Source organism: Chloroflexus aurantiacus J-10-fl (assembly GCF_000018865.1).
Taxonomy (GTDB): domain Bacteria; phylum Chloroflexota; class Chloroflexia; order Chloroflexales; family Chloroflexaceae; genus Chloroflexus; species Chloroflexus aurantiacus.
This window is the reverse complement of the sequence record NC_010175.1, coordinates 2,697,649-2,719,105: the sequence shown is the minus strand read 5'-3', so window position 1 is coordinate 2,719,105 and position 21,457 is coordinate 2,697,649. Positions and strand designations below refer to the sequence as shown.

At 56.7% G+C, this 21,457-nt stretch carries 15 protein-coding genes; 9 read left to right on the top strand and 6 right to left on the bottom strand.

The window, feature by feature from the left end; genetic code table 11:
- The first annotated feature begins 23 nt into the window (after positions 1–23).
- From nuoL to CAUR_RS10320, 4 genes are read left to right on the top strand one after another with little or no spacing between them, the layout of a single operon-like run.
- On the top strand, positions 24–2,222 hold the full coding sequence (gene nuoL, locus CAUR_RS10335) for an NADH-quinone oxidoreductase subunit L (protein WP_012257848.1): 2,199 nt from the start codon (positions 24–26) through the stop codon (positions 2,220–2,222).
- 3 nt (positions 2,223–2,225) lie between these two features.
- Positions 2,226–3,890: a complex I subunit 4 family protein gene (locus CAUR_RS10330; RefSeq protein WP_012257847.1), complete on the top strand. Its 1,665-nt coding sequence runs from the start codon at positions 2,226–2,228 to the stop codon at positions 3,888–3,890.
- A 44-nt stretch (positions 3,891–3,934) separates the two neighbouring features.
- Positions 3,935–5,446: a complex I subunit 4 family protein gene (locus tag CAUR_RS10325; RefSeq protein WP_012257846.1), complete on the top strand. Its 1,512-nt coding sequence runs from the start codon at positions 3,935–3,937 to the stop codon at positions 5,444–5,446.
- 23 nt (positions 5,447–5,469) lie between these two features.
- Positions 5,470–7,056 carry an NADH-quinone oxidoreductase subunit N gene (locus tag CAUR_RS10320; protein ID WP_012257845.1) on the top strand — a complete coding sequence of 529 codons (1,587 nt, stop codon included), beginning with the start codon at positions 5,470–5,472 and terminating at the stop codon, positions 7,054–7,056.
- Positions 7,057–7,848: 792 nt separating this feature from the next.
- Here the strand turns inward: CAUR_RS10320 and CAUR_RS10315 are convergent.
- The 5 genes from CAUR_RS10315 to CAUR_RS10295 form a co-directional block, all read right to left on the bottom strand.
- Complete coding sequence (locus CAUR_RS10315; protein ID WP_012257844.1) at positions 7,849–8,745, bottom strand: sulfurtransferase; 897 nt, start codon at positions 8,743–8,745, stop codon at positions 7,849–7,851.
- Positions 8,746–8,953: 208 nt separating this feature from the next.
- Positions 8,954–10,306, bottom strand: a complete 1,353-nt coding sequence (locus CAUR_RS10310; RefSeq protein WP_012257843.1) for a dihydrolipoamide acetyltransferase family protein — start codon at positions 10,304–10,306, stop codon at positions 8,954–8,956.
- A gap of 29 nt (positions 10,307–10,335) precedes the next feature.
- A complete protein-coding gene (locus tag CAUR_RS10305; protein ID WP_012257842.1) occupies positions 10,336–11,331 on the bottom strand; it encodes a pyruvate dehydrogenase complex E1 component subunit beta in 996 nt (331 codons plus the stop codon).
- 92 nt (positions 11,332–11,423) lie between these two features.
- Positions 11,424–12,497: a pyruvate dehydrogenase (acetyl-transferring) E1 component subunit alpha gene (gene pdhA, locus CAUR_RS10300; RefSeq protein ID WP_012257841.1), complete on the bottom strand. Its 1,074-nt coding sequence runs from the start codon at positions 12,495–12,497 to the stop codon at positions 11,424–11,426.
- Between the two features lie 567 nt (positions 12,498–13,064).
- On the bottom strand, positions 13,065–13,532 hold the full coding sequence (locus CAUR_RS10295) for a CBS domain-containing protein (protein ID WP_012257840.1): 468 nt from the start codon (positions 13,530–13,532) through the stop codon (positions 13,065–13,067).
- A gap of 981 nt (positions 13,533–14,513) precedes the next feature.
- Between CAUR_RS10295 and CAUR_RS10290 the strand changes: the two genes are divergently transcribed.
- Positions 14,514–15,491 (top strand): GDP-mannose 4,6-dehydratase, encoded by a 978-nt coding sequence (locus CAUR_RS10290; protein WP_012257839.1) that lies wholly within the window; start codon positions 14,514–14,516, stop codon positions 15,489–15,491.
- A 3-nt stretch (positions 15,492–15,494) separates the two neighbouring features.
- Entirely contained in the window at positions 15,495–16,370 is an 876-nt protein-coding gene (gene rsmI / locus CAUR_RS10285) for a 16S rRNA (cytidine(1402)-2'-O)-methyltransferase (protein ID WP_012257838.1), read from the top strand.
- A gap of 8 nt (positions 16,371–16,378) precedes the next feature.
- Here rsmI and CAUR_RS10280 read toward each other — a convergent pair whose 3' ends face one another.
- On the bottom strand, positions 16,379–17,446 hold the full coding sequence (locus CAUR_RS10280) for a glucose-1-phosphate thymidylyltransferase (protein ID WP_012257837.1): 1,068 nt from the start codon (positions 17,444–17,446) through the stop codon (positions 16,379–16,381).
- Between the two features lie 124 nt (positions 17,447–17,570).
- Here CAUR_RS10280 and CAUR_RS10275 point away from each other — a divergent pair, with 124 nt between their 5' ends.
- From CAUR_RS10275 to CAUR_RS10265, 3 genes are all read left to right on the top strand, one after another.
- Complete coding sequence (locus CAUR_RS10275) at positions 17,571–18,470, top strand: dihydrodipicolinate synthase family protein (RefSeq protein WP_012257836.1); 900 nt, start codon at positions 17,571–17,573, stop codon at positions 18,468–18,470.
- A gap of 97 nt (positions 18,471–18,567) precedes the next feature.
- Positions 18,568–19,623, top strand: a complete 1,056-nt coding sequence (locus CAUR_RS10270; RefSeq protein WP_012257835.1) for a 3-deoxy-7-phosphoheptulonate synthase — start codon at positions 18,568–18,570, stop codon at positions 19,621–19,623.
- Between the two features lie 318 nt (positions 19,624–19,941).
- The gene (locus tag CAUR_RS10265; RefSeq protein ID WP_012257834.1) at positions 19,942–21,171 is read left to right on the top strand and encodes a DarT ssDNA thymidine ADP-ribosyltransferase family protein; all 1,230 of its coding nucleotides are present in this window, start codon (positions 19,942–19,944) and stop codon (positions 21,169–21,171) included.
- Positions 21,172–21,457 lie beyond the last annotated feature (286 nt).

The window sequence follows — 21,457 nt, the reverse complement described above, 5'->3', positions numbered from 1 at the left end:
GTTGAGACGACGGGAATCGTACTATGGCGTTTTTTCTGCAATATGCGTGGCTGATTCCATTGCTGCCGTTACTGGCCAGCGCGCTCATTACGCTGACCCCGCTGCGTCGGGCTGCGCTGGCAAGTGCGTGGCTGGCAACCGGGCTGATGATGGGGTCAACGGTTCTGGCCCTGGGTCTTCTGGCCGCAGTTGCCGGCGGATGGGCGCTGCACGACGGACAACTGGTGCAACTTGCCGGCCATCACGGCGAACACGGTGCCTTCACCTTTCCCGAACCGAATGTCGTGCAGCGGTTCGTGTGGGCGCCAACCGGTGATACCGCATTACAGATGGGTATCTACATCGATGGCGCTGCTGCCGCAATGCTGGCGATGGTCACGATTGCCTCGACCTGCATTCATCTCTTTTCGATAGGCTACATGGCGTCTCACCCGCGGCAGAGCCGCTTCTTCAGCTTTATCGCTCTCTTTACGGCGGCGATGTTGCTGATGAGCATGGCCGATAATCTGCTGCTCTTCTTCATGGCCTGGGAGATCATGGGTCTCTGTTCATACCTGTTGATCGGCTTTCTCTACGAGCGACCCAGTGCAGCGCGGGCAGCGGTGAAGGCTTTTATCACTACCCGCATCGGGGATGTGCTGCTGCTGCTGGGTATTGTCTACCTCTATGCCCAGGCAGGTGGGATTGGGTTTGGCAACGATGAAGGCGGTATCTTCTTTCCGCCACTGCTGGAACGATTGGCAAGCGAAACCGGTGCCCTGGGCTTAAGTCACGCTGCCGGAATTGCACTGCTCCTGTTTGGCGGTACGGTAGGGAAATCGGCCCAATTCCCGCTCCACGTCTGGTTGCCTGACGCAATGGAAGGCCCGACCCCGGTATCCGCACTCATTCACGCTGCAACGATGGTAGCGGCAGGTGTGTTCCTGGTGGCACGAACCTTCCCCATCTTTACTGCCGATCCGACAGCGCTGGGCGTGGTGGCCTTTATTGGTGCCTTTACTGCTCTGTTTGCCGCCACCATCGCTATTGCCCAGTTCGACATCAAGCGCATTCTGGCCTACAGCACGCTCTCGCAACTCGGCTTTATGGTGGCCGCACTCGGCGTAGGAGGATGGGTGGCGGCGATGTTCCATCTAATCACCCACGCCTTCTTTAAAGCGCTGCTCTTCCTCGGTTCAGGTTCGATCATTCACGCCATGGAACAACAGCCTGCGATCCGGCAGATTCACCATCACGACGAGTATGCTGCTCAGCAGACTGCCCAGGACATTCGCAATATGGGTGGCCTGCGCACGCGCCTGCCGTGGACGTTCTGGACGTATACAGCCGGTTATCTGGCCCTGGCGGGGATCGTGCCGTTCGCCGGCTTTTGGAGCAAGGATGAGATTCTGCTCGATGCGTTCAAGCACAATCTGGCAGTGTACCTGACGCTCAGCGCGGCTGCATTTCTGACTGCGGTGTATATGACCCGCCAGTGGTGGCTGGTCTTTTTCGGGGAGTACCGTGGTGCGCAGCCGGTGGTGTTCGTTAATCCCGATGCACCGGCATCGGCCTCTGACCACGATCATCACCACGACGACCATCAGCATGCCCACGACCACGGTGAGCACTGGCATGAAGACCCACGGATGATCGCGCCGCTGGTGATACTGGCAAGTTTTGCCCTGACCGCCGGCGCACTCAATCTGCCCTTCGATCTCCCCTTCGGTCACTGGCTGGCCGATGTGTGGGGGCAAGAGGCAGCGAAGCTCGATCCGCTGGTGGCCGGTCTCTCACTGCTGATTGCCATAGCCGGGATCGCCGCCGGCTGGTTGAGCTATCGGCACGCCTTCACCTCTGCCGATGACACCGATCCGCTGGCAGCCCGCTTCCCAGCGTTATTTGCAGTTCTCCATGCCAAATACCGCATCGACGAATTGTATGCTGCAACCTTCGGCAGACTGACCCGTAGCCTGGCCGTGGCCTGGTCGTTGATCGACCGCCAGCTCATTGATCGCCTGATTGACGGTATGGGTCGCTTTACCTTCGGTTTGGGCAAAGTAAACTTCATCATCGATGACACGCTGTTGAACGATGGGCCAGACGGTTTGGCAAGTGGCACCCAGGGCAGTGGCCGACAGGCGCGCCGTTTACAAACCGGCAAGGCACAGGATTATCTGATCTACGTCTTTGGTGGCTTGCTCGCACTGGCGATGTTCTGGCTGTATGTAGTTGGGCGGTAGCGTATGAATCTGCCAGAGTATCTTATTCCTGCTGCTGATGGTATTCCGTGGCTCACCCTGTTGGTGCTGGCGCCATTGGCCGGTATTGCGCTCATCGGGTTGGCGTGGCTGCTCAAGTTCAATGAGCAGACGGTGAAAGCTGGGGTGCTGGCCTGGACGGGTGTGCCGTTGTTGCTGGCCGGCATGGTCTGGGCACGTTTCGATCCGCTGGCCGTGGCGAGCGGGCAGGGTGCAGTGCAATTGGTTGAGCGTGTCCCCTGGATTCAGGCGATCCGGGTTGATTACTTTCTCGGCGTGGATGGGCTGAGCCTGCCGCTCGTGATCCTGACGGCAGTTATGACGCCGTTGGCCGTGATTGCCAGTTGGGGTGTACGTGAACGGTTGCATGCGCACCTAGCGTTGCTGCTCTTACTCGAAGCGGCGATGCTCGGTTATTTTGTCGCGCTCGATTTCTTCTTCTTCTTCATCTTCTGGGAATTCAGCCTCGTGCCGGCCTTCTTCCTGATCCAGGGCTGGGGGCGCGAACAACGCCGCTATGCCGCTTTCAAGTTTTTTGTTTACACGATGGCCGGCTCGTTGGGCATGCTCCTGCTCTTCCAGGTGATCTATCTGGCGATGCGCCAGGTCGGCATGCCTACGTTCGATCTGATTGCCCTGGGACGGCTGGGGCAGGGATTGCCGGTAGCCGGTGTCGAAGGCACCTTGCGCGATATTCTCTTTGCCTATCTTGAGCAGATCGGTGTAACCAATGCCCTCGGTCGCTATCCCCTGCTCTACAGCAGTATTGCAATGTGGGCGATTTTCATAGCGTTCGCGATCAAACTGGCGGTCTGGCCATTCCATACCTGGCTCCCCGACGCCTACGCCGAAGGGCCAACTGCGGCGAGTATCCTGCTCTCGGCAGTGATGAGCAAGATGGGGGCGTATGGCATGCTCCGCCTCCTGCTGCCCTTTACGCCCGACGCCGCCCAATACTTTGCCCCGGTGCTGGCTGCGCTGGCCGTCGTCGGCGTCGTTGCCGGTGCATTTGGCGCCCTTGGTCAGGTCAATGGTGACATCAAGCGCCTGATTGGGTATACCTCGATCAACCACATGGGCTATGTAATGCTGGCAATTGCCGGTGCGGCGGCGGCAGGCGAAGCCGGGATCGATGCGCGGGCCAGTGCAATTAACGGTGCCCTGGTGCAAATGGTTGCTCATGGCCTCAGCACAGGGGCGCTCTTCTACCTGGCCGGGGTGTTGTATGAGCGCACCGGGCGTTGGGAACTCAGTGGTTTAGGTGGACTGCGCGCCAGTGCGCCAACGTTTGCCGGCGTGATGGGCATTGCACTCTTCGCGAATCTGGGTTTGCCTGGACTGGCCGGCTTTGTGGGTGAATTCTTCATCTTCCGTGGGGCGTGGGCAACCTTACCCTTCTTTACGGCGCTGGCCGTGATCGGACTGGTGGTAACTGCGCTGGCGCTGTTGCTCATGTTCCAGCGCATTTTTCTGGGGCCGGCAACCGGCACACCGCGTTCTATTCCCGATCTACGCCCACAAGAATTCTGGGCCATCGTGCCGATTCTGGTGCTGTCGTTGCTGATTGGTGTCTATCCCGGCCCGCTGATTGGCCTGGGCAATGCCGCTGCCGGACAACTGGTCGCTATTTTTGTTCGTGCCCTGAGTTAGACGCGAAGATTGTCATCTGCGGATGAATTGCACAAAGGTGACCCATGGGGTTGATAACGCTTTCCGCCGACATACCCTGGTTGAGCCTGATCTGGCTCAGTATGCTGGTGCCGGCCATCATTATTGCGTTTATTCCTGATCGTTACCCCGATCTGATGCGTTGGGTCGGGACAGGGTTTGCGCTCATCTCGCTTATCCTGTCGCTCCTGGTCTTCCTGGCTTACGATCCGGTGCGCGGCGGTTTTCAGTTTGTCGAGTATCTCGACTGGATACCGCAGCTTGGGATCAGTTACCTGTTAGGGGCGGACGGCATCAATCTGCCGATGCTGCTCCTCAACGGTATCGTGATCTTTACCGGTGCCCTGATGAGCTGGAATATTGAAGAGCGCATCAAAGAATATTGGGTCTGGTTGTTACTGCTGACAACCGGCGTCTATGGGGTGTTTAGTGCGCTCGACCTCTTCCTCTTCTTCGTGTTCTACGAGCTGGCAGTGCTGCCGATGTACCTGCTGATCGGCATCTGGGGGAGCACGCGCAAAGAGTACGGAGCAATGAAGCTGACCCTGTTCCTGATGGCGGGCAGTGCGCTGGTGATTATCGGCATGATCGGTCTCTATTTCGGCAGTGGCCTGCGCACCTTCAATATGCTGGTGCTGGCCGAACAAGGCTTCATTGCCGGCGATCTGCAACGCCTGCTCTTCCCCGCGCTCTTCGTTGGCTTCGGAGTACTGGCCGGCATGTTCCCCTTTCACACCTGGAGTCCAACTGGACACGTGGCAGCACCGACGGCAGTCAGCATGTTGCACGCCGGCGTACTGATGAAACTGGGAGCCTACGGATGTCTGCGGGCAGCTATGTGGTTGATGCCGATTGGTGCGCGCGATTGGCTGCCAATCGTCGTGATCCTGACCATCCTCAACGTGGTGTACGGTGCCAGTATTGCGATGGTTCAGCGCGACGCGAAGTTCATCATCGGCTATTCATCGGTAAGCCACATGGGTCTGGTGGTAATGGGGTTGGCTGCCGGAACGCAAATAGCAGTGATGGGCGCAGTCTTACAAATGTTTGCGCATGGCATTATGACGGCGCTCTTCTTTGCCGTGGTCGGGCGCATGATCTACGACCGAACCCATACCCGGCAGTTGCCTGAATTAGGTGGCCTGGGCCGGGTGATGCCCTTTGCGGCTGCGATGTTTATTCTGGGTGGTCTCTCGTCAATGGGCATGCCGGGACTGGCCGGCTTCTGGGCCGAGTTCAACATCTTCATCGGTGTCTGGGAACGCTACCCGCTGGTCGCAGTGATTGCGGCGTTGAGCATCCCGATCACCGGTGCCTATATTCTGCGGGCAGTCTGGGCCGTGTTCTACGACGAAGTCAAGAACCCCGAATTCTTGCATCTCCCCAAACTCACCTGGCAAGAGTACAGCGGGGCACTGATCCTGGCACTGGTGCTGGTAGGGTTGGGCCTGTATCCGGCGTGGATGACAGAGTTGATTGATACCGGCGTGCGACCTTTAGTAGCGCGTCTCGGTGAAGTTATGGTGGCGATGCGCTGATTGGGAGAGACAAAGAGGGTCGTATGTTTCAACTGACCGACATCCCGCGCCTGTTACCTGAAATTTTGCTACTGGTGCTGGCGCTGCTGGTACTGGGATCGGATATTCTGGAGCGATGGGGCCGCACGCCGGAGGCACAACTTGAGCGTGTAAAATCATCGGCCTCGCTGACTGCGATTGGGTTGGGGATGGTACTGGTAGTGGCGCTGCTGCAAAGCGGTTACCTGTATCAGTTGCCTGAAACAGCTCCGGTCAACTTCTTTACCAACATCATTCGCAACCTGCAAAGTGGTGGGCCGGGTGGTGATCCGATCATCGGCGTCTTCGCCACCGATCATCTCACAATGATTGCCCGTTTGCTGATCATCGGTGCCGCCCTGGTCACCAGTTTGCTCTGCCTCGACATTCGGCCAAACGCCCATCCGGGAGAGTTTTACGCGCTGATCATCTTTGCCACCCTTGGTATGTGTCTGATGGTCGGTGCCAATGAGCTGTTACTGGCGTATCTGGCGATTGAACTCACCTCAATCCCGCTCTACCTGTTGGCCGGTTACTTCCGCAACGATCCACGTTCGGCAGAAGCGGGGCTGAAATACTTTCTCTTCGGTGCAATCTCGTCGGCAATCCTGCTGTACGGCATGAGTCTGGCCTTCGGCGCTGCGCTCAATGCGGTAGGCGGAGCGACCAACTTCAACGACCTCACCCGCTTTGATCGGATCGGTGCATTCACCGGATCGAGCGGCGGTCTGCTCACCCTGGCGATGCTCTTCATCGTGGCCGGCATGGGCTACAAGCTGGCCGTAGTTCCGTTCCACGGCTGGTCGCCTGATGTATATGAAGGATCACCGACACCCATCACCGCTTTCATTTCAACCGCCTCGAAGGCCGCCGGTTTCATCCTGCTCTTCCGGTTACTCACAGAGACATTCCCGGCGATGGCAGGCGCACCAACCCTAAACGAAGAAGCCGGGGGATGGACAGCCGTGCTGGCGGTGCTGGCCCTGCTAACGGTTGTGATCGGAAACCTGGCCGCCCTCCCGCAGACGAATGTCAAGCGCCTGCTGGCCTATTCGAGCATCGCGCACGCCGGGTTTGTGCTATTAGGCTTGCTGGCCTGGGCCGCTGCGCAACCGTTTGACCGTGAACAGGGACTGATTGCACTGCTGTACTACCTGATCATCTACAGCCTGACCAACCTGGGAGCGTTCGGTGCGCTGGCATTGATTGGGCAGCAGACCGGTGGCGATGATCTCGATCATCTGCGCGGCCTCTCGCGCCGCAACTTGCCGCTGGCTCTCCTCTTCACCGTCTGTATTCTCTCGCTGGCCGGGATTCCGCCGTTAGGCGGCTTTTTCGCCAAGTTTTACATCTTCATGGCCGGCTGGCAGAGCGGTGCGACCTGGCTGGTCGTGATTGCGGTCGTGATGACAATTGTAAGCCTCTACTACTACCTCCGGCTGCTGAAAGCAATGTTTATCGAGCCGGCACGTGATGAGGCTCCGGTGTCTATGCCACGCGGGATTGGGGCCGCACTGACGATTGCGGTGATCGGCGTACTGGTGTTGGGTATCTTTCCCAATCTGATTTTGAGCGTGCTGGAGCGGGTGTAAGTTTGGTGATGGGGTGATGCCGGTTTGGCTATCCATTCCCATACTGAACCGCTGCCGCCGCACCGTCGCCAGCCTGCATGGTGGTCGCCATAGGGTGAGAGTGTTGAATCCGCGCATCCGCATCAGATGCAGTGCCAGGGTATAGTAGGGGCGGGTTCTAAACCCGCCCCGCTAGATATTGCCGTGGAACACAGAGGACGGGTCGTAGGGGCGGGTTCTAAACCCGCCCCGCTAGATATTGCCGTGGATCACGTCTTGTGCTGAGAAATGAAGGACGGATCGTAGGAGCGGGTTCTAAACCCGCCCCGCCAGATATTGCCTGGATCACGTCTTGTGCTGAGAAAAGAAGGACGGATCGTAGGGACGGGTTCTAAACCCGCCCCGCTAGATATTGCCGTGGAACACGGAGGACGGGTCGTAGGGGCAGGTTCTAAACCCGCCCCGCTAGATATTGCCTGGATCACGTCTGGTTCTTAGAAAAAGGAGGACAGATCGTAGGGACGGGTTCTAAACCCGCCCCGCTAGATATTGCCGTGGAACACGGAGGACGGGTCGTAGGGGCAGGTTCTAAACCCGCCCCGCCAGATATCGACGTGGATCACGTCTTGTGCTGAGAAATGAAGGACGGATCGTAGGGGCGGGTTCTAAACCCGCCTCGCCAGCCCCCCAACCGAATCCGCACCAACCTGGACGGGCATATGCTGTTTCACATTGTCATACGAGGGAAGCAGTTCATCGTTCAAATGCGGTACCAGGGTGATAGTTGGATAGCGTGCTGCGACTGATGTGGTACTACTCGCCCGACGACGCTTCCGCTCGTTCAAGCGGTTTGGTTGGATCGTTACCCCACTCATTCCACGAACCATCGTAGATCGCGACCCGGCGACCACTCACCAGTTCAAAGGCGATGGCTGTGGGTGTCGCCGAAACACCGCCGTTGCAGTAGGCGACGACCTCACGATCAGTCGTGGCGTCAGGATCAATTCCGGCGGCAAGAAAACGTTCGCGGAGTTGATCGGGTGAGAGATAGGTTTGATGCGGCCCGCTGACCAGGCTCTGATAAAAGACATTGCGTGCACCGGGGATGTGGCCGCCGCGAGCGGCACGCGACTCGAAGCCTTGATACTCCCGTTCATGACGGGCATCAATCAAGAGCAGATCGCTACCCAGGGCTTGCAGCACCTGGTCGGCGGTCTTACGCAGGTGTGGCTGGGGGCGAGGGGTAAAGATCGCCGGCGGATAGTCTGGCACTTCCGTCGTCAACGGTCGGCCCTCGGCAACCCATTTGACCATGCCACCATTCAGCACGCGCACCTGCTCAAACCCGTAATACCGTAGTACCCACATCAGACGCCCGGCAAACATCGAATACCAGTCGTCGTAGGCAACCACTACACAATCGTCACCGATACCGCGCTTTCCCAATTCTTCAGCGATTTTGGCGGGTGGTGCTACCTGCACAGGGGTTGGATCGTCAAGATCAACAATATCACGTGTCCAATCAATGTAGACAGCGCCGGGAATATGCCCGGCGGCGTAGTCGTCGTGGCGGGCAAAGTAGTGCGGTTTAGGGGCAGAGGGTGGCAAAACGGTACCGCGCATGTCAACGATGCGGAGTTTGGGATGCCCAAGATGGGCAGCCAGCCAGTCGGTTTCGACGAGTGGCCCTGATGGTAATTCCAGGCTCATACGATCCCTCTTTGTATCAGCACGCTGGTGGGTTATTGCACCACAGAGGCACAGAGAATAGCCACCTCTGTGTCCTTTGTGTCTCTGTGGTTAAAACAGTGGCACCACAGAGGCACCGAGCGCACAGAGAATAGCCCGCTCTGTGTCTCTGTGGTTAACACATACGACACCACAGAGGCACAGAGCTTGTTCCGGCAGTCACGGACCGTTACACGATGATATTCATCGGTGCTTCCAGCAGCTTGCGCAGCTCTTGCAGGTACTGCGCACCCACGGCACCATCGATCACCCGGTGATCGGCGCTTAAGGTGAGATTCATCACCTGTCCGATCACGATCTGGTCGTCACGCACGACCGGTACCTTCCGCACGGCACCAACGGCCAGCGAGGCAGCCTGGGGCACCGAGATGATCGACCCGAACTCAACGATGCCGAACATACCGAGGTTGGTAACCTGGAATGTTGCCCCTTCGAGTTCGTTTTGCTTGATCTTCCCTTCGCGAGCACGCAGCGCCATATCGCGGATTTCGGCGCTAATCACGCTAATGCTCTTCTTATCGGCATCGCGCACAACCGGCGCTACCAGACCATCGTCGAGTGCAACTGCAACGCCGATATTGATCTGGTTGTGGCGCACGATACCCGGCTGGCCGTCAGCGGTCTGGCTGAAGCTGACATTCACCGCCGGCACCTTTGCCAGCGCCTTTGCCGCCGCCTTCACCACAAGATCGTTGACAGAGACGCGGGTACCACCGGCAGTGATCTGTTCGCGCAGCGCCATCAGCGCATCAGCATCCACCTCGATAGTGAGGTAGATATGCGGCACACCCGGTTTACTGTCGGTCATGGCCCGGGCAATCGCTTTGCGCATCCGGCTCAGTGGCTCAGCGCCGGCCAGTGCCGGAGCCGGAGTCGGTGCCGGCGCACGGGTTGGGGCAGGTGCCGGTGCCGGTGTGGGAGCCGGTGCCGAGGCAGCGGCTGGAGCGGGAGCCGGTGCCGGGACAGCGGCTGGAGCGGGAGCCGGTGCCGGAGCAGCGGCTGGAGCGGCGGTACCACGCCGGGCAGCAAACTCTTCCACGTTTTCCTTGATAATCCGCCCGCCGGGGCCGGTACCAACAACCTGGCGGAGATCGATGCCCAACTCTTCAGCCAACCGACGAGCGACCGGAGAGGCCTTGATCCGACCATTTTCATCACCACCGCCGGGAGCCGCTGCGGTCGTCACCAGTGCGGGGGCTGGGGCAGGGGTCGGTGCGGCTGCCGGCTCAGGAGCTGGTGCGGCTGCCGGTGCAGGGGTTGGTGCAGGCGCAGCCGCAACCGGGGCCGCACTATCACCAATGATGGCAATCGGCTGACCAATCGGTACCGTCTGCCCTTCCGGGATCAAAATCTGCTGCAAAACCCCGGCTTCAAACGCTTCCAGTTCCATTGTGGCCTTATCGGTCTCGATTTCGGCGATAATATCGCCCACCGCGATCTGATCGCCGACCTTCTTCAACCAGCGGCCCACAGTACCTTCCGACATTGTGTCGGAGAGACGAGGCATGGTTACTTCACCCATGGAGCCTCCTGTAATTCATTACAGAACAGTTATCGCATGCGCCTGGTGCCGCGCATTACCTGTCGAATAGCGTAAATCAGGCTGTTAGCATTCGGCTTTGAAGCAGCCGATAATTCCTTGGCGTATGGCAGCGGCACTTCGAGACCGGCCACCCGATAGACTGGCGCATCGAGATAATCGAACGCCTCTTCCTGGATCGTCGCCGCGATTTCAGCCGTCACCCCGTATGAATACCAGTCTTCAGCGATAACGACCGCACGATTGGTCTTCTTCACCGACTCAATGATTGTGGGGCGGTCGAGTGGCCGGAGCGAGCGCAAATCGACGACCTCGACGCTAATCCCCTCTTGTTCCATGCGCTGGGCCACCTGGAGAGCTACCGCCGTCATACGCGAATAGGAAACCACGGTGACATCAGTCCCCTGACGCTTGACTTCCGCAACCCCAATCGGCACGACATAGTCATCGTCTTCGGGGACTTCGCCCTTCGTGTCGTAGAGGGCCAGCGACTCGATAAAGATGACCGGGTCATCATCACGAATGGCGGCACGCAGCAAGCCTTTAGCATCGTAGGGAGTTGCCGGTGCCACAACTTTCAGACCAGGGCAGTAGGCAAACCAGTTCTCGAAGGACTGTGAGTGCGTCGCAGCCAACTGACCGGTACCGCCGGAAGGAGTGCGAATCACGAGCGGCACACTCACCTGACCACCAAACATATAGTGAATCTTTGAGGCGTGGTTAACGACCTGGTCGATAGCGACCAGAATAAAGTTAATGGTCATAATCTCGACGACGGGACGCAGCCCCAGCATCGCGGCGCCAATCGCCACGCCGACAAAACCTTCTTCAGCGATGGGGGTATCAACTACCCGCTTCGGGCCAAACTCGGCCAATAAACCCTCGGTAACCCGATACGAACCCTGAAAGACGCCGATCTCTTCGCCCATCAGAAAGACGTTCGGATCGCGAGCTAATTCCTCACCAAGCGTATCGTTCAGAGCCTGGCGATAGGTAATCACAGGCATAGAAACCTCTTTGCATTCAACAATTGCCGGATGTATGGCCGGCTATCGCGGAACTTATTGATCAGATACATGCGTTACGTACTCTCACATCGTTACACATCAAACTCGCCGCGATTGATCTTCACTGCCCGAATGGCATCTTCGGCGGTTGGTGTGTTGGGTACCGGTGTGGCGTACATATATTTGTAGAGGTCCTCGAATTTCGGATCAGGGCTATTGTTCGCGAAATCGATGGCCTCTTGCACTTCACGCTCAACTTGTTCGGCGATGCCCTTCAACCAGGCATCGTCAACGACCCCATGGTCAAGCAGGAGGGTAGCAAACTTCCGAATCGGGTCGTACAACTCGCGTCCCCGCCGCACAGCCTCCGGGTCACGGTAGCGATCCGAGTCGATCACCGAATGGCCACGGAAGCGGAAGCTCACGGCATCGATAATCGCCGGCTCGCCTTCGGCTTCGGCGCGTGCCCGCAAGCGGCGAACGACATCGCGCACAGCCAGGACATCGGTACCATCAACGCGCTCGCCGTGGATGCGGAAGGAAGCACCTTTCTTCCACAAATCCGGCTCTGATGAACCGGCCTCGACCGAGGTGCCCATACCGTAGCCGTTATTAACGATGAAGAAGAGCACCGGACACTTCCAGAGTTTCGCCAGGTTCAGCGACTCGTAAAATGCCCCGATGTTCGTCGTACCGTCACCCATCTGGGCAACAACCACACCGGGCTTGTTCTGGTAACGCAGTGCATAGGCTGCACCGACTGCCAGCGGTACCTGACCACCAACGATGGCATAGCCACCCATAAAATTGGTCTTGCGGTCGAACAGATGCATCGAACCGCCACGACCACCAGAGACACCCGTTTCCTTACCGAACAATTCGGCCATCACCGGGCCAGGGGGAACACCGCGCGCAATAATGTAACCGTGCTCGCGATAATTAGTGAAGATGTAGTCGTCTGGAGTCAGGGCAGCCATCAGACCAACGATGGTTGCCTCTTCACCGAGATTGAGGTGGCAGTATCCGCCAATTTTAGCTTTTACATACATCTCGCCGGCGCGCTCTTCAAACCGACGCAACAATAGCATTTGATAGTAATAATGCTTAAGTTCGTCGGCGGTGGCGCGTTCAAGTAGGGGCTGAGCCGTCTCGGCTACTTCGGCCATAGTGAGAACTCCTCTCGTATGCTGGGCGTTCCGCTCCGGCTTGCTGAGGGTTTGGGTTGTTTTAGCCGTTTTGGTCCGCCGTCTGATCCCTGTACCACGCTCCCACGAGCGTGAATTGCGCTCTATATTTCACCCGACCCGCAGGTCTGGGATTGCGCCCAATGGTAGTTAATGCTGGACAGTCAGGTTGCAATGCCAGATTGGTACATGACTGATGGGACACTTGCAAAACGTACTATGCACGAATTTGCATTGCCATCAGCTTAGGTAAGCAGATAGCCCCTGTGTAGCTGTGATGCACATGCATCGTTTTGGTTGTAGAAGTGCTTACAGCGTAATAACACAGGTCAGTTGGCGTGATACATCTTTTGTGAGGTGTATGCCAACAGATAGTCTCAAGCCCGGACATCTTTACACCGTCTGGCAGCGAGATCGACGATATGAAATGGCATACCTGTTGCTATTATGTATCACTCACCGCGCGTACACAACGATGAAGAGTGATAATTGATGCCGGGCATCTTCTCACAATCGGGTTCACCAGAAACCAGTACACGCTCAACGACATTACATCCCTGGCGGAACCACCTCGTGGGTAAAGGCATGCGTATCGGCTCCACAACGCGGGCAGTGTTTGGGTGCTTCAAGCGCACGGACAATCTCGCCACATACGCCGCAGACCCAACGCATTGCAATCTGGCGCACGAGATCGGAACGGCTGACAATGCCTACAACTTTGCCGTTTTCAACGACCGGTACCCGCCGAATACGCTGGTTGGTAAGCAGATGCTGAATCTGCTCAACTTCGGTGTCGGGGCTGACACTGATTACACTTCGGGTCATAATTTCTTTAACAGTACGCCCCTCTTTGGCGATCAGGTCGTGCTCGGTGACGAGGCCTACCAGCATACCCTGGGGGTTAACAACCGGTAGACCACTGATCCGATTGCGTGTCATCAAGCGGGCGGCATCCTCTACGGCAGCATCATCAGTGACGCACACCACATTTTTGGTCATGATCTCACGCGCCTTCATTCCGCTTTACCTTTCATTTCAACCTGCTGTTATCTGCAATCGTGACATTATTCACGAGAATGGTTGCTCAAACAACTCTTCTTTAGTATAGCAGAGATTGGCAAGGTGGCGGTGTGCGGTAGGTCACGGGATGGAATGAGGAATGCGCTTTTTTAACCCAAGTTGTTGCATTAATTTATTCCTCTACTACCCTCTGCGACCTCCGTGTCTCTGTGGGGACAAATACAGCACAGAGGATAAGGAACCCAGGGTACTACTCTTATTTGTCTCCACCCCAACCCGCCCCGCCAGCTATGCATTACCCACATGTCGCAGGTAGCTAGTGATGCATCGGTCGTGTCACGAGCCAACAGGGATGTTCTGGCCGTTCCCGGTAGGGGCGCACGGCCGTGCGCCCCTACCACTGCCGGTGCGAGATGTTGCCGCTTTCCACAGGATGACAATGGTCATCGGCTAGCACCTGATGATGTCCACTCAGAGGGCAGCAACGCCAAGGGCAGGGATGAGCGCCCGTCTGGGACACACCCAGTCCTGTCCCACCCAGCAAGCCATCCCCGTCCGCCACCACGGTATTCATCCGGCTGCCGTTGGTGATCCCTGCCGCGATGGACGTATGAACCGGATAGGTTTGGAGTCACGACAGGGCTGGTGCCGAGCGGTAATGCCCGGAGAAGCGCAGGCTGTGATCCTCCCTGATGATACACGCGGATGGTACCGATAGCGTTATGGGTAATGGAAAGCCCGCCAAGCCGGAGGCTCGTGCTCCCAAGGGATAGCAGCGCTGAGATGGATCGTCGGGGCGATGGTAGATAGCGCATCGTGACTTCTATGACACCAGCAATGTAGCATCACGATGTGGGTACTGTGAATCGGGAAGTCGCCTTCGCCCCCACAACCCGCACAACCTGTTCAGATCGTCTCCTGCGCCTGCCTGCCGACCAAACGTGGTATGATAGGCGACGGCTGTAACGAGGAGGTGTTATGCGGGTCTTTATTACCGGTATTACCGGGCCGGTCGGCAGTTTTCTGGCCGATTATCTGTTGACAATACCTGGCGTGGACATTCACGCCTTCAAGCGCTGGCGTAGTGATCCGCGTCCAATTGAACATTTGATCGGACGGATCACCATTCATGAGGGCGATATTGAAGATGCGTTTGCGATAGATCGGGCCATTGCCACCGCACGCCCAGATCGCATCTTTCACCTCGCAGCGCAGAGCTACCCCAGTGCTTCCTGGGACGCGCCGATTCTGACGATGCGGGCTAATGTGGAAGGCACCATCAACCTGCTTGAAGCAGCGCGCCGGCACGTGCCGAAGGCGCGTATTCATATTGCCGGTACCAGTGCCGAATATGGGCCGGTTCGCCCTGATGAGGTGCCGATCAGCGAGGACCATCCCTTACGACCGGCCAGTCCATACGGGGTGAGCAAAGTTGCTGCTGAATTGAGTGGCCTGCAATACCACGCCAGTTACGGGTTGCACGTGGTGGTGACTCGTTCGTTTAACCATGTCGGCCCCCGCCAGGGAGATCGTTGCTCGATCCAAACCTTCTGTCGCCAGATGGCGTTAATCGAGGCCGGGCAGCAGGAACCGGTTATGTATGTCGGCAATCTGTCACCCAAACGTGATTTCACCCATACCCGCGATGTTGCCCGGGCACTCTGGCTACTGCTGGAACACGGTACGCCGGGTGAGGTGTATAACCTCTGTTCGGGGCAGGCGGTACGCATCGGTGATATTGTGGATATGGTGATTGCAATGGGGCGCGTACCGGTGACCGTACAGGTCGATCCGGCCCGCCTGCGCCCGGTCGATGAGCCGATCCTCCAGGGAGACAACCGCAAACTGCGCGCAGCTACCGGCTGGCAACCCGAAATCGGGATCGAGCAGATCGTGGCTGAAGTGCTTGATTACTGGCGTCAACAGATAGGCAGCAACCAGCGCACGCAGATTTGATGTATGGGAACACTCTACCTTGTTGCCACACCAATCGGCAATCTCGAAGACATCACGCTCCGCGCATTACGCATCCTGCGCGAGGTACGTCTGATTGCTGCTGAAGATACGCGCCATACCCGTATCTTGCTCGATCACTACCAGATCACCACTCCCTGTATCTCGTACCACGAGCACAACAAACTGGCCCGTCAGGCTGATCTGCTGGCTGCGCTGCAAACCGGTGATGTTGCGCTCGTCTCTGATGCGGGTACGCCGGCCATTGCCGATCCCGGTCAGGAGCTGGTGCAGGCCTGTCTGGCCGCCGGCCACACCATCGTACCGGTGCCCGGCCCCAGCGCACCATTGGCCGCATTGATTGCGTCGGGCATGGCAACTGACCGGTTCGCCTTTATCGGCTTTCTCCCCCGCCAGCAACGCGAGCGCCGTGAGTTACTGAGCGACATTGCCGATCTGACGCTGACGATCATCTGCTTCGAGACCCCACACCGGCTATTAGAGGCACTCGCCGATATTGGCGATGTTCTTGGTGCCCGTCAGATCGCCATTGCCAACGATCTCACCAAGCGATTCGAGATGATTATGCGCGGGACGGCGGGTGAGCTGATCGAACACTTTACGCATCAGCCACCACGTGGAGAGTTCACTATCGTGATCGCCGGTGCCGCGCAGACGGAGAGCCGCAAACGCGAACGACACCGGCTACGTGCAGCAGCTCCAGCGGCTGAACCGGCAACCATTGCCGCCCACCTGCGGCGCCTGCGTGCTCAGGGATTGAGTGCCAGCGCCGCAGTTCGGCAGACTGCGCAAGATCTGAATGTGGCGAAAAATACCGTCTACGCGATCTGGCTGGAGATCGCCGCCGATGAGACGGCGTAGAACCGATCTCACAATACGCCGACCGAACTGTTATCCCCGAGCATAAACCGATACGCCTTTGGCCGCAATGGACTACGCCCGATCTCGACATTCCGCCCGATCAGGCTATCTTCCAGGCGGTGTGGCAGACCACGGATCGTGCAGTATTCAAGCACAATGCTATGCTCGATCTCACATTCCTCAATGTGGCAGTGGTGATAGATTGAGGTGAACGGGCCGACATAGGCGTTCACGATCCGGGTATGCTCACCAATAATTGCCGGGCCACGGATCGTGCTATTGATGATTTCTGCACCTGGCTCGATGATCACCTTGCCGATCAACTGCGAGTCGCGGTCAACATACCCTTGCACTGAAGGTTCCAGCTCTTCGAGCACCAGGCGATTGGCTTCCAGCATATCATCCTTCTTCCCGGTGTCGATCCACCAGCCCTCGTGAACGTAGGGATACACGTTGTAGCCGTTGCTTACCAGCCACTGGATAGCGTCGGTAATCTCAAGTTCACCGCGTGCTGATGGTCTGATTGCCTCAACCGCTTCAAAAATATGGTGATCGAACATGTAGATACCGACCAGCGCCAGATCCGACTTCGGCTCACGCGGCTTCTCAACCAGACGCACGACCCGACCCTCATCATCGAGTTCGGCGACACCAAACGAGCGCGGATCGCTGACCTTTTTCAACACAATCTGGGCATTGTAATCGCTCCGCCCAAATTGCTCGATTAACGGACTGATCCCACCCTGAATGCAGTTATCGCCCAAAAACATCACAAACCGGTCATCACCGAGAAAGTCACGACTGATTTTCACGGCATGGGCCAGTCCCAGGGGTGCTTCTTGCGGGATGTACGAAATTTTCACGCCCCAGCGCCGACCATTGCCCACCGCTGAGCGAATCTCATCACCGGTATCGCCAATAACAATCCCGATGTCGGTAATTCCGGCGTCGCGGATCGCTTCGATTACCCGAAACAAGACCGGCTTGTTGGCAACCGGCACAAGCTGTTTTGCACTGGTGTAGGTAATCGGTCGCAGTCGAGTTCCTTTACCGCCACTGAGCACAAGACCTTTCATAAACCGCCTTTTCTATGGTCAAACCTGATCACGCTTGCTGCTGCTTGATTCTACACCATGTCGCGGAAACGGCAACTTATGGTAGAGTCAACGGAGGACATGAGAACAGGAAGGAGACATTCATATGGCAGAGCCTCGTGGGATTATCAGCGCAATGCTTACCCCCTTCACCAGTGATGTTGGCCCGGTGGATTACGAGTGGTTGCCGGGATACCTGCGCTTTCTGGCTGATGGCGGACTCCACGGTGTGCTGGCGCTGGGCACCACCGGTGAGGGGCCGTCGATGAGTGTGGCCGAGCGAATCCGCACCCTTGAGATCATAATGGCGCACCGGGGGGAGTTGAGCGTGATTGCCGGTACCGGCTGTGCTGCGCTTACCGATACGATTGCGCTGAGCCGGGCAGCGATTGATCTGGGTGTTGATGCGATTCTGGTCATGCCGCCGTTCTACATCAAGCAACCGGACGAAACCGGCATTCTGGCCTACTTCCGGGCACTGTGCGATGCGTTACCGGCCGATGCGCGCGTGATGCTGTACCATATTCCGCAGGTGACCGGGGTGCCGATCACGAGGACTATCATCGATGGCTTGCTGGCGAGCCACGGCACCCAGTTTTACGGTTTGAAAGACAGTAGTGGCGATTGGGAACACTCTAAGATGCTCATTGACAGCTACCCGCAATTACGCATCTTCACCGGTAGTGATCGCCTGATTGCCCGTGCTCTGGCCGGTGGCGCTGCCGGCGCTATTACGGCGCTCTCCAGTGCGTTTCCGAAACTGGCCCGTGCAGTGTTCGATGCGTTCCATCAGGGTGGTGATGTAGCGGCAGCCCAGGCTCGCCTAAGCGCTGTACGCGATCTGGTGAACCCGATCAACACACCACCAGCGCTCAAAGCGGCATTAACCTGGACAAGTGACTTGCCGGAAACGGCGCTGCGGCTTCCGTTGCTGCCCTTGAGTAACGAGGAGGTCGCTGCTCTCCGTGCTGCTTACGAGCGGATCATGGCCGGTACAACGCCCTGACCTGCCGGTCAGCCGGACAGCAGCCGAATGAGGCAAGCCAACCCTTGACTCGCGTTATACTACCTGTAACGAGAACACATTGAGAACTGGCAACGGTATGAACCAGACACCTTTAGCTAACCTGCACGTTCGCGAATTAACCCCTCTCCAACCACCGCGAGCGTTGAAAAACGAATTACCGATCACACCGGCGGCAGCGCATACGGTCGCTGAAACCCGTGCTGCTATTCGACGCATTTTACGCGGTGAAGACCAGCGCCGCATCATGGTCGTTGGCCCGTGCTCGATCCACGATCCCGAAGCAGCCCTTGAATATGCCCGCCGTTTGCAGGCATTGCAAAAGCCATTGGGCGATCAGTTGGTTATCGTAATGCGGGCCTACCTCGAAAAACCACGAACGACAGTAGGCTGGCGCGGCCTGATTAACGACCCACACCTCGATGGTTCCTTTGATATGGCTGCCGGTCTCCGCATTGCCCGACAATTGCTGCTGGCGATCAATGAGCTAGGGGTACCGGTTGCGACCGAGATGCTCGATCCGATCAGCCCACAGTACCTCGACGATCAGATCAGCCTGGCAACTATCGGTGCCCGCACGAGTGAAGCGCAGACTCATCGGGCGCTAGCCAGCGGTGTCTCGATGCCGGTCGGGTTCAAAAATGGCACCGACGGCGGGATTCAGGTTGCCGTCAATGCCTGCGTTTCCGCCGCAGTACCGCACAGCTTTCTGGGCATCGATGAAGACGGGCGCAGTGCCGTCGTGCGCACAACCGGCAACCCCGATAGCTTTGTCATCTTGCGCGGTGGGCGGCATGGGCCGAACTATCACCTGGAGTATATCGTCCAGACCACCCGCCTGATGCGTGAAGCCGAACGACAGCCCGCAGTGATGATTGACTGTAGTCATGCCAACTCCGGCAGTGATTTTCGCCGGCAGGAGGCCGTCTGGCAAACGGTGCTTGGGTATATGGTAGAGGAACCATTGCCGATCATCGGCATGATGCTGGAGAGCAATCTCTTTGAGGGCAAGCAACCGCTGGTTGCCGACCGGAGTATGCTCCGCTACGGCGTCTCGCTCACCGATGGCTGTGTGGGTTGGGACACCACCGAACGACTCTTGCACGAAGCACATCTGGCCCTCTCGCGCAGGTAGATGCAAGCGTTAAAGACCATGAGAGCGTACAGAAAAAGGCTGTCTTGAGCACGCCTTGAACAACCTCACCCCGGTCTCCCTTCCAAGCTGCACGGGAGAGGGGAGACCGGAGATCTGAATCAAGGTCTGCCTGACGTGATAGCAGTTATGTTAGCTAAAGTATTCTGTCCATCACCGAACACAGGCAGGTGGTGGACAAGACAAATAGCACAGGGGGAAGCCTGAATAGAAGCGCTTGAGAATGCAAATCTTTAAGCGCTTCTACGAATTTACCCATTATGCAAGAGTACAGACGTATATCAAATCTGGTGCGATGAGATGTTTAGTACGCACTCTAATACGTATTCCCATCGTTTTTGGGGAGACGACGAGTCAAGAAAGCATATAAAAAGACTATATCATATTACTCACATTGACAACCTTGCATCTATTTTGCAATACGGCATTCTCTCACACCGGCAGGTTGAATCCCAGAACGTCTCGTTTACGCCGATTTATAATGAGAACATCGTTCACAATCGAAAAGAACGCTTAACTCCGGATCAGAGAAGTTTATGGGATTATGCCAATCTCTATTTCCAACCGCGCAATCCTATGCTTTACAAGGTGTTAAGCGAAAAGAGTACAAGAGAAATAGTCATACTAGGGGTCAAACCACAAGTCTTAGATACAAAAGGTGCATTTATTGCGCTTGGTAATGCTGCACACTCACAGACCGAAATCGTGGATGTCGCAACGGGTCGGAAAGTCATTACTGGTGAATTCTGGCCAATTATACACAGTGACTGGTGGAAACCCGAAGACGGTACGAAGCGCAAAATAATGGCCGAATGCCTTATACCACATGTGATTGTGCCAGAGGCAATCCACTCGATCTTTGTAGCGCACCCCAGCGTTGCAGATACAGTGCGTAGTATTATTGCCGAGATTCCTTGTCCAGTAGAAGTAGTTACAGAACCACACCTGTTTTTCCAACCCAACCGCCAGGGCAGATTGACCGAAAAACTATCCTGGGTTGATGGCGATATGTTCTTTTCCAAGATGCAAACGCTCACGATCAGTGTCAATACAGTAGGAGTTATGGGGAAAGGTCTGGCTTCACGCGCCAAATACCAGTTTCCCGATGTGTATGTCATCTATCAGGATGTATGTAAAAATGGCACGTTGCAGATGGGTAAGCCATACCTTTACAAACGTGAAGGATCGTTGGATGAAGATTTGGCAGATGAGCCATTGAGCTTACCTCATCCGAATGCCAGTAAGTGGTTTTTACTTTTCCCAACCAAACGGCATTGGAAAGAGCGATCTGACCGGGAAGGGATAGAAAAGGGCTTACAGTGGCTGGTATCTCATTACAGGGATGAGGGAATTCAATCTATAGCTATCCCTGCCTTGGGATGCGGGTTGGGTGGGTTAGACTGGAAAGAGATGGGGCCACTGATATGCAGGTATATGGTGCAGATGGATATTCAAAGCTGCATTTATCTGCCTCAAGAGCAAAACATCCCACTCGAATTGTTGACCAGCGAATTTTTGCTGGGAACCTGAATTTTGTTACCGGTACAATCCTGAAAGGCAGGTGTATTAGAAACCGGTTTGCTGACATACTGTCGTTCTACTGAACCTTTGGAGTATTGTTAGAGTACGGAAGCCATGCTTTCGTACTCCACATCGGCGATACGAGGATTGCGGTGCGTGGGAGAGGACTATCCAGAAGTTATCCTATTAACTACTGACAGATACCGTAATCGTGACGAGTACTCTCAGCATCCCCATGACCAGCAGGGTCAACATCATGACACACGCCGGATCGTGAGCACGGCTACTATGGCAG

Coding starts and splice junctions, on each gene's coding strand:
- nuoL (WP_012257848.1), top strand. CDS start 24: ATGGCGTTTTTTCTGCAATATGCGTGGCTGATTCCATTGCTGCCGTTA.
- CAUR_RS10330 (WP_012257847.1), top strand. CDS start 2,226: ATGAATCTGCCAGAGTATCTTATTCCTGCTGCTGATGGTATTCCGTGG.
- CAUR_RS10325 (WP_012257846.1), top strand. CDS start 3,935: ATGGGGTTGATAACGCTTTCCGCCGACATACCCTGGTTGAGCCTGATC.
- CAUR_RS10320 (WP_012257845.1), top strand. CDS start 5,470: ATGTTTCAACTGACCGACATCCCGCGCCTGTTACCTGAAATTTTGCTA.
- CAUR_RS10315 (WP_012257844.1), bottom strand. CDS start 8,745: ATGAGCCTGGAATTACCATCAGGGCCACTCGTCGAAACCGACTGGCTG.
- CAUR_RS10310 (WP_012257843.1), bottom strand. CDS start 10,306: ATGGGTGAAGTAACCATGCCTCGTCTCTCCGACACAATGTCGGAAGGT.
- CAUR_RS10305 (WP_012257842.1), bottom strand. CDS start 11,331: ATGCCTGTGATTACCTATCGCCAGGCTCTGAACGATACGCTTGGTGAG.
- pdhA (WP_012257841.1), bottom strand. CDS start 12,497: ATGGCCGAAGTAGCCGAGACGGCTCAGCCCCTACTTGAACGCGCCACC.
- CAUR_RS10295 (WP_012257840.1), bottom strand. CDS start 13,532: ATGAAGGCGCGTGAGATCATGACCAAAAATGTGGTGTGCGTCACTGAT.
- CAUR_RS10290 (WP_012257839.1), top strand. CDS start 14,514: ATGCGGGTCTTTATTACCGGTATTACCGGGCCGGTCGGCAGTTTTCTG.
- rsmI (WP_012257838.1), top strand. CDS start 15,495: ATGGGAACACTCTACCTTGTTGCCACACCAATCGGCAATCTCGAAGAC.
- CAUR_RS10280 (WP_012257837.1), bottom strand. CDS start 17,446: ATGAAAGGTCTTGTGCTCAGTGGCGGTAAAGGAACTCGACTGCGACCG.
- CAUR_RS10275 (WP_012257836.1), top strand. CDS start 17,571: ATGGCAGAGCCTCGTGGGATTATCAGCGCAATGCTTACCCCCTTCACC.
- CAUR_RS10270 (WP_012257835.1), top strand. CDS start 18,568: ATGAACCAGACACCTTTAGCTAACCTGCACGTTCGCGAATTAACCCCT.
- CAUR_RS10265 (WP_012257834.1), top strand. CDS start 19,942: ATGTTTAGTACGCACTCTAATACGTATTCCCATCGTTTTTGGGGAGAC.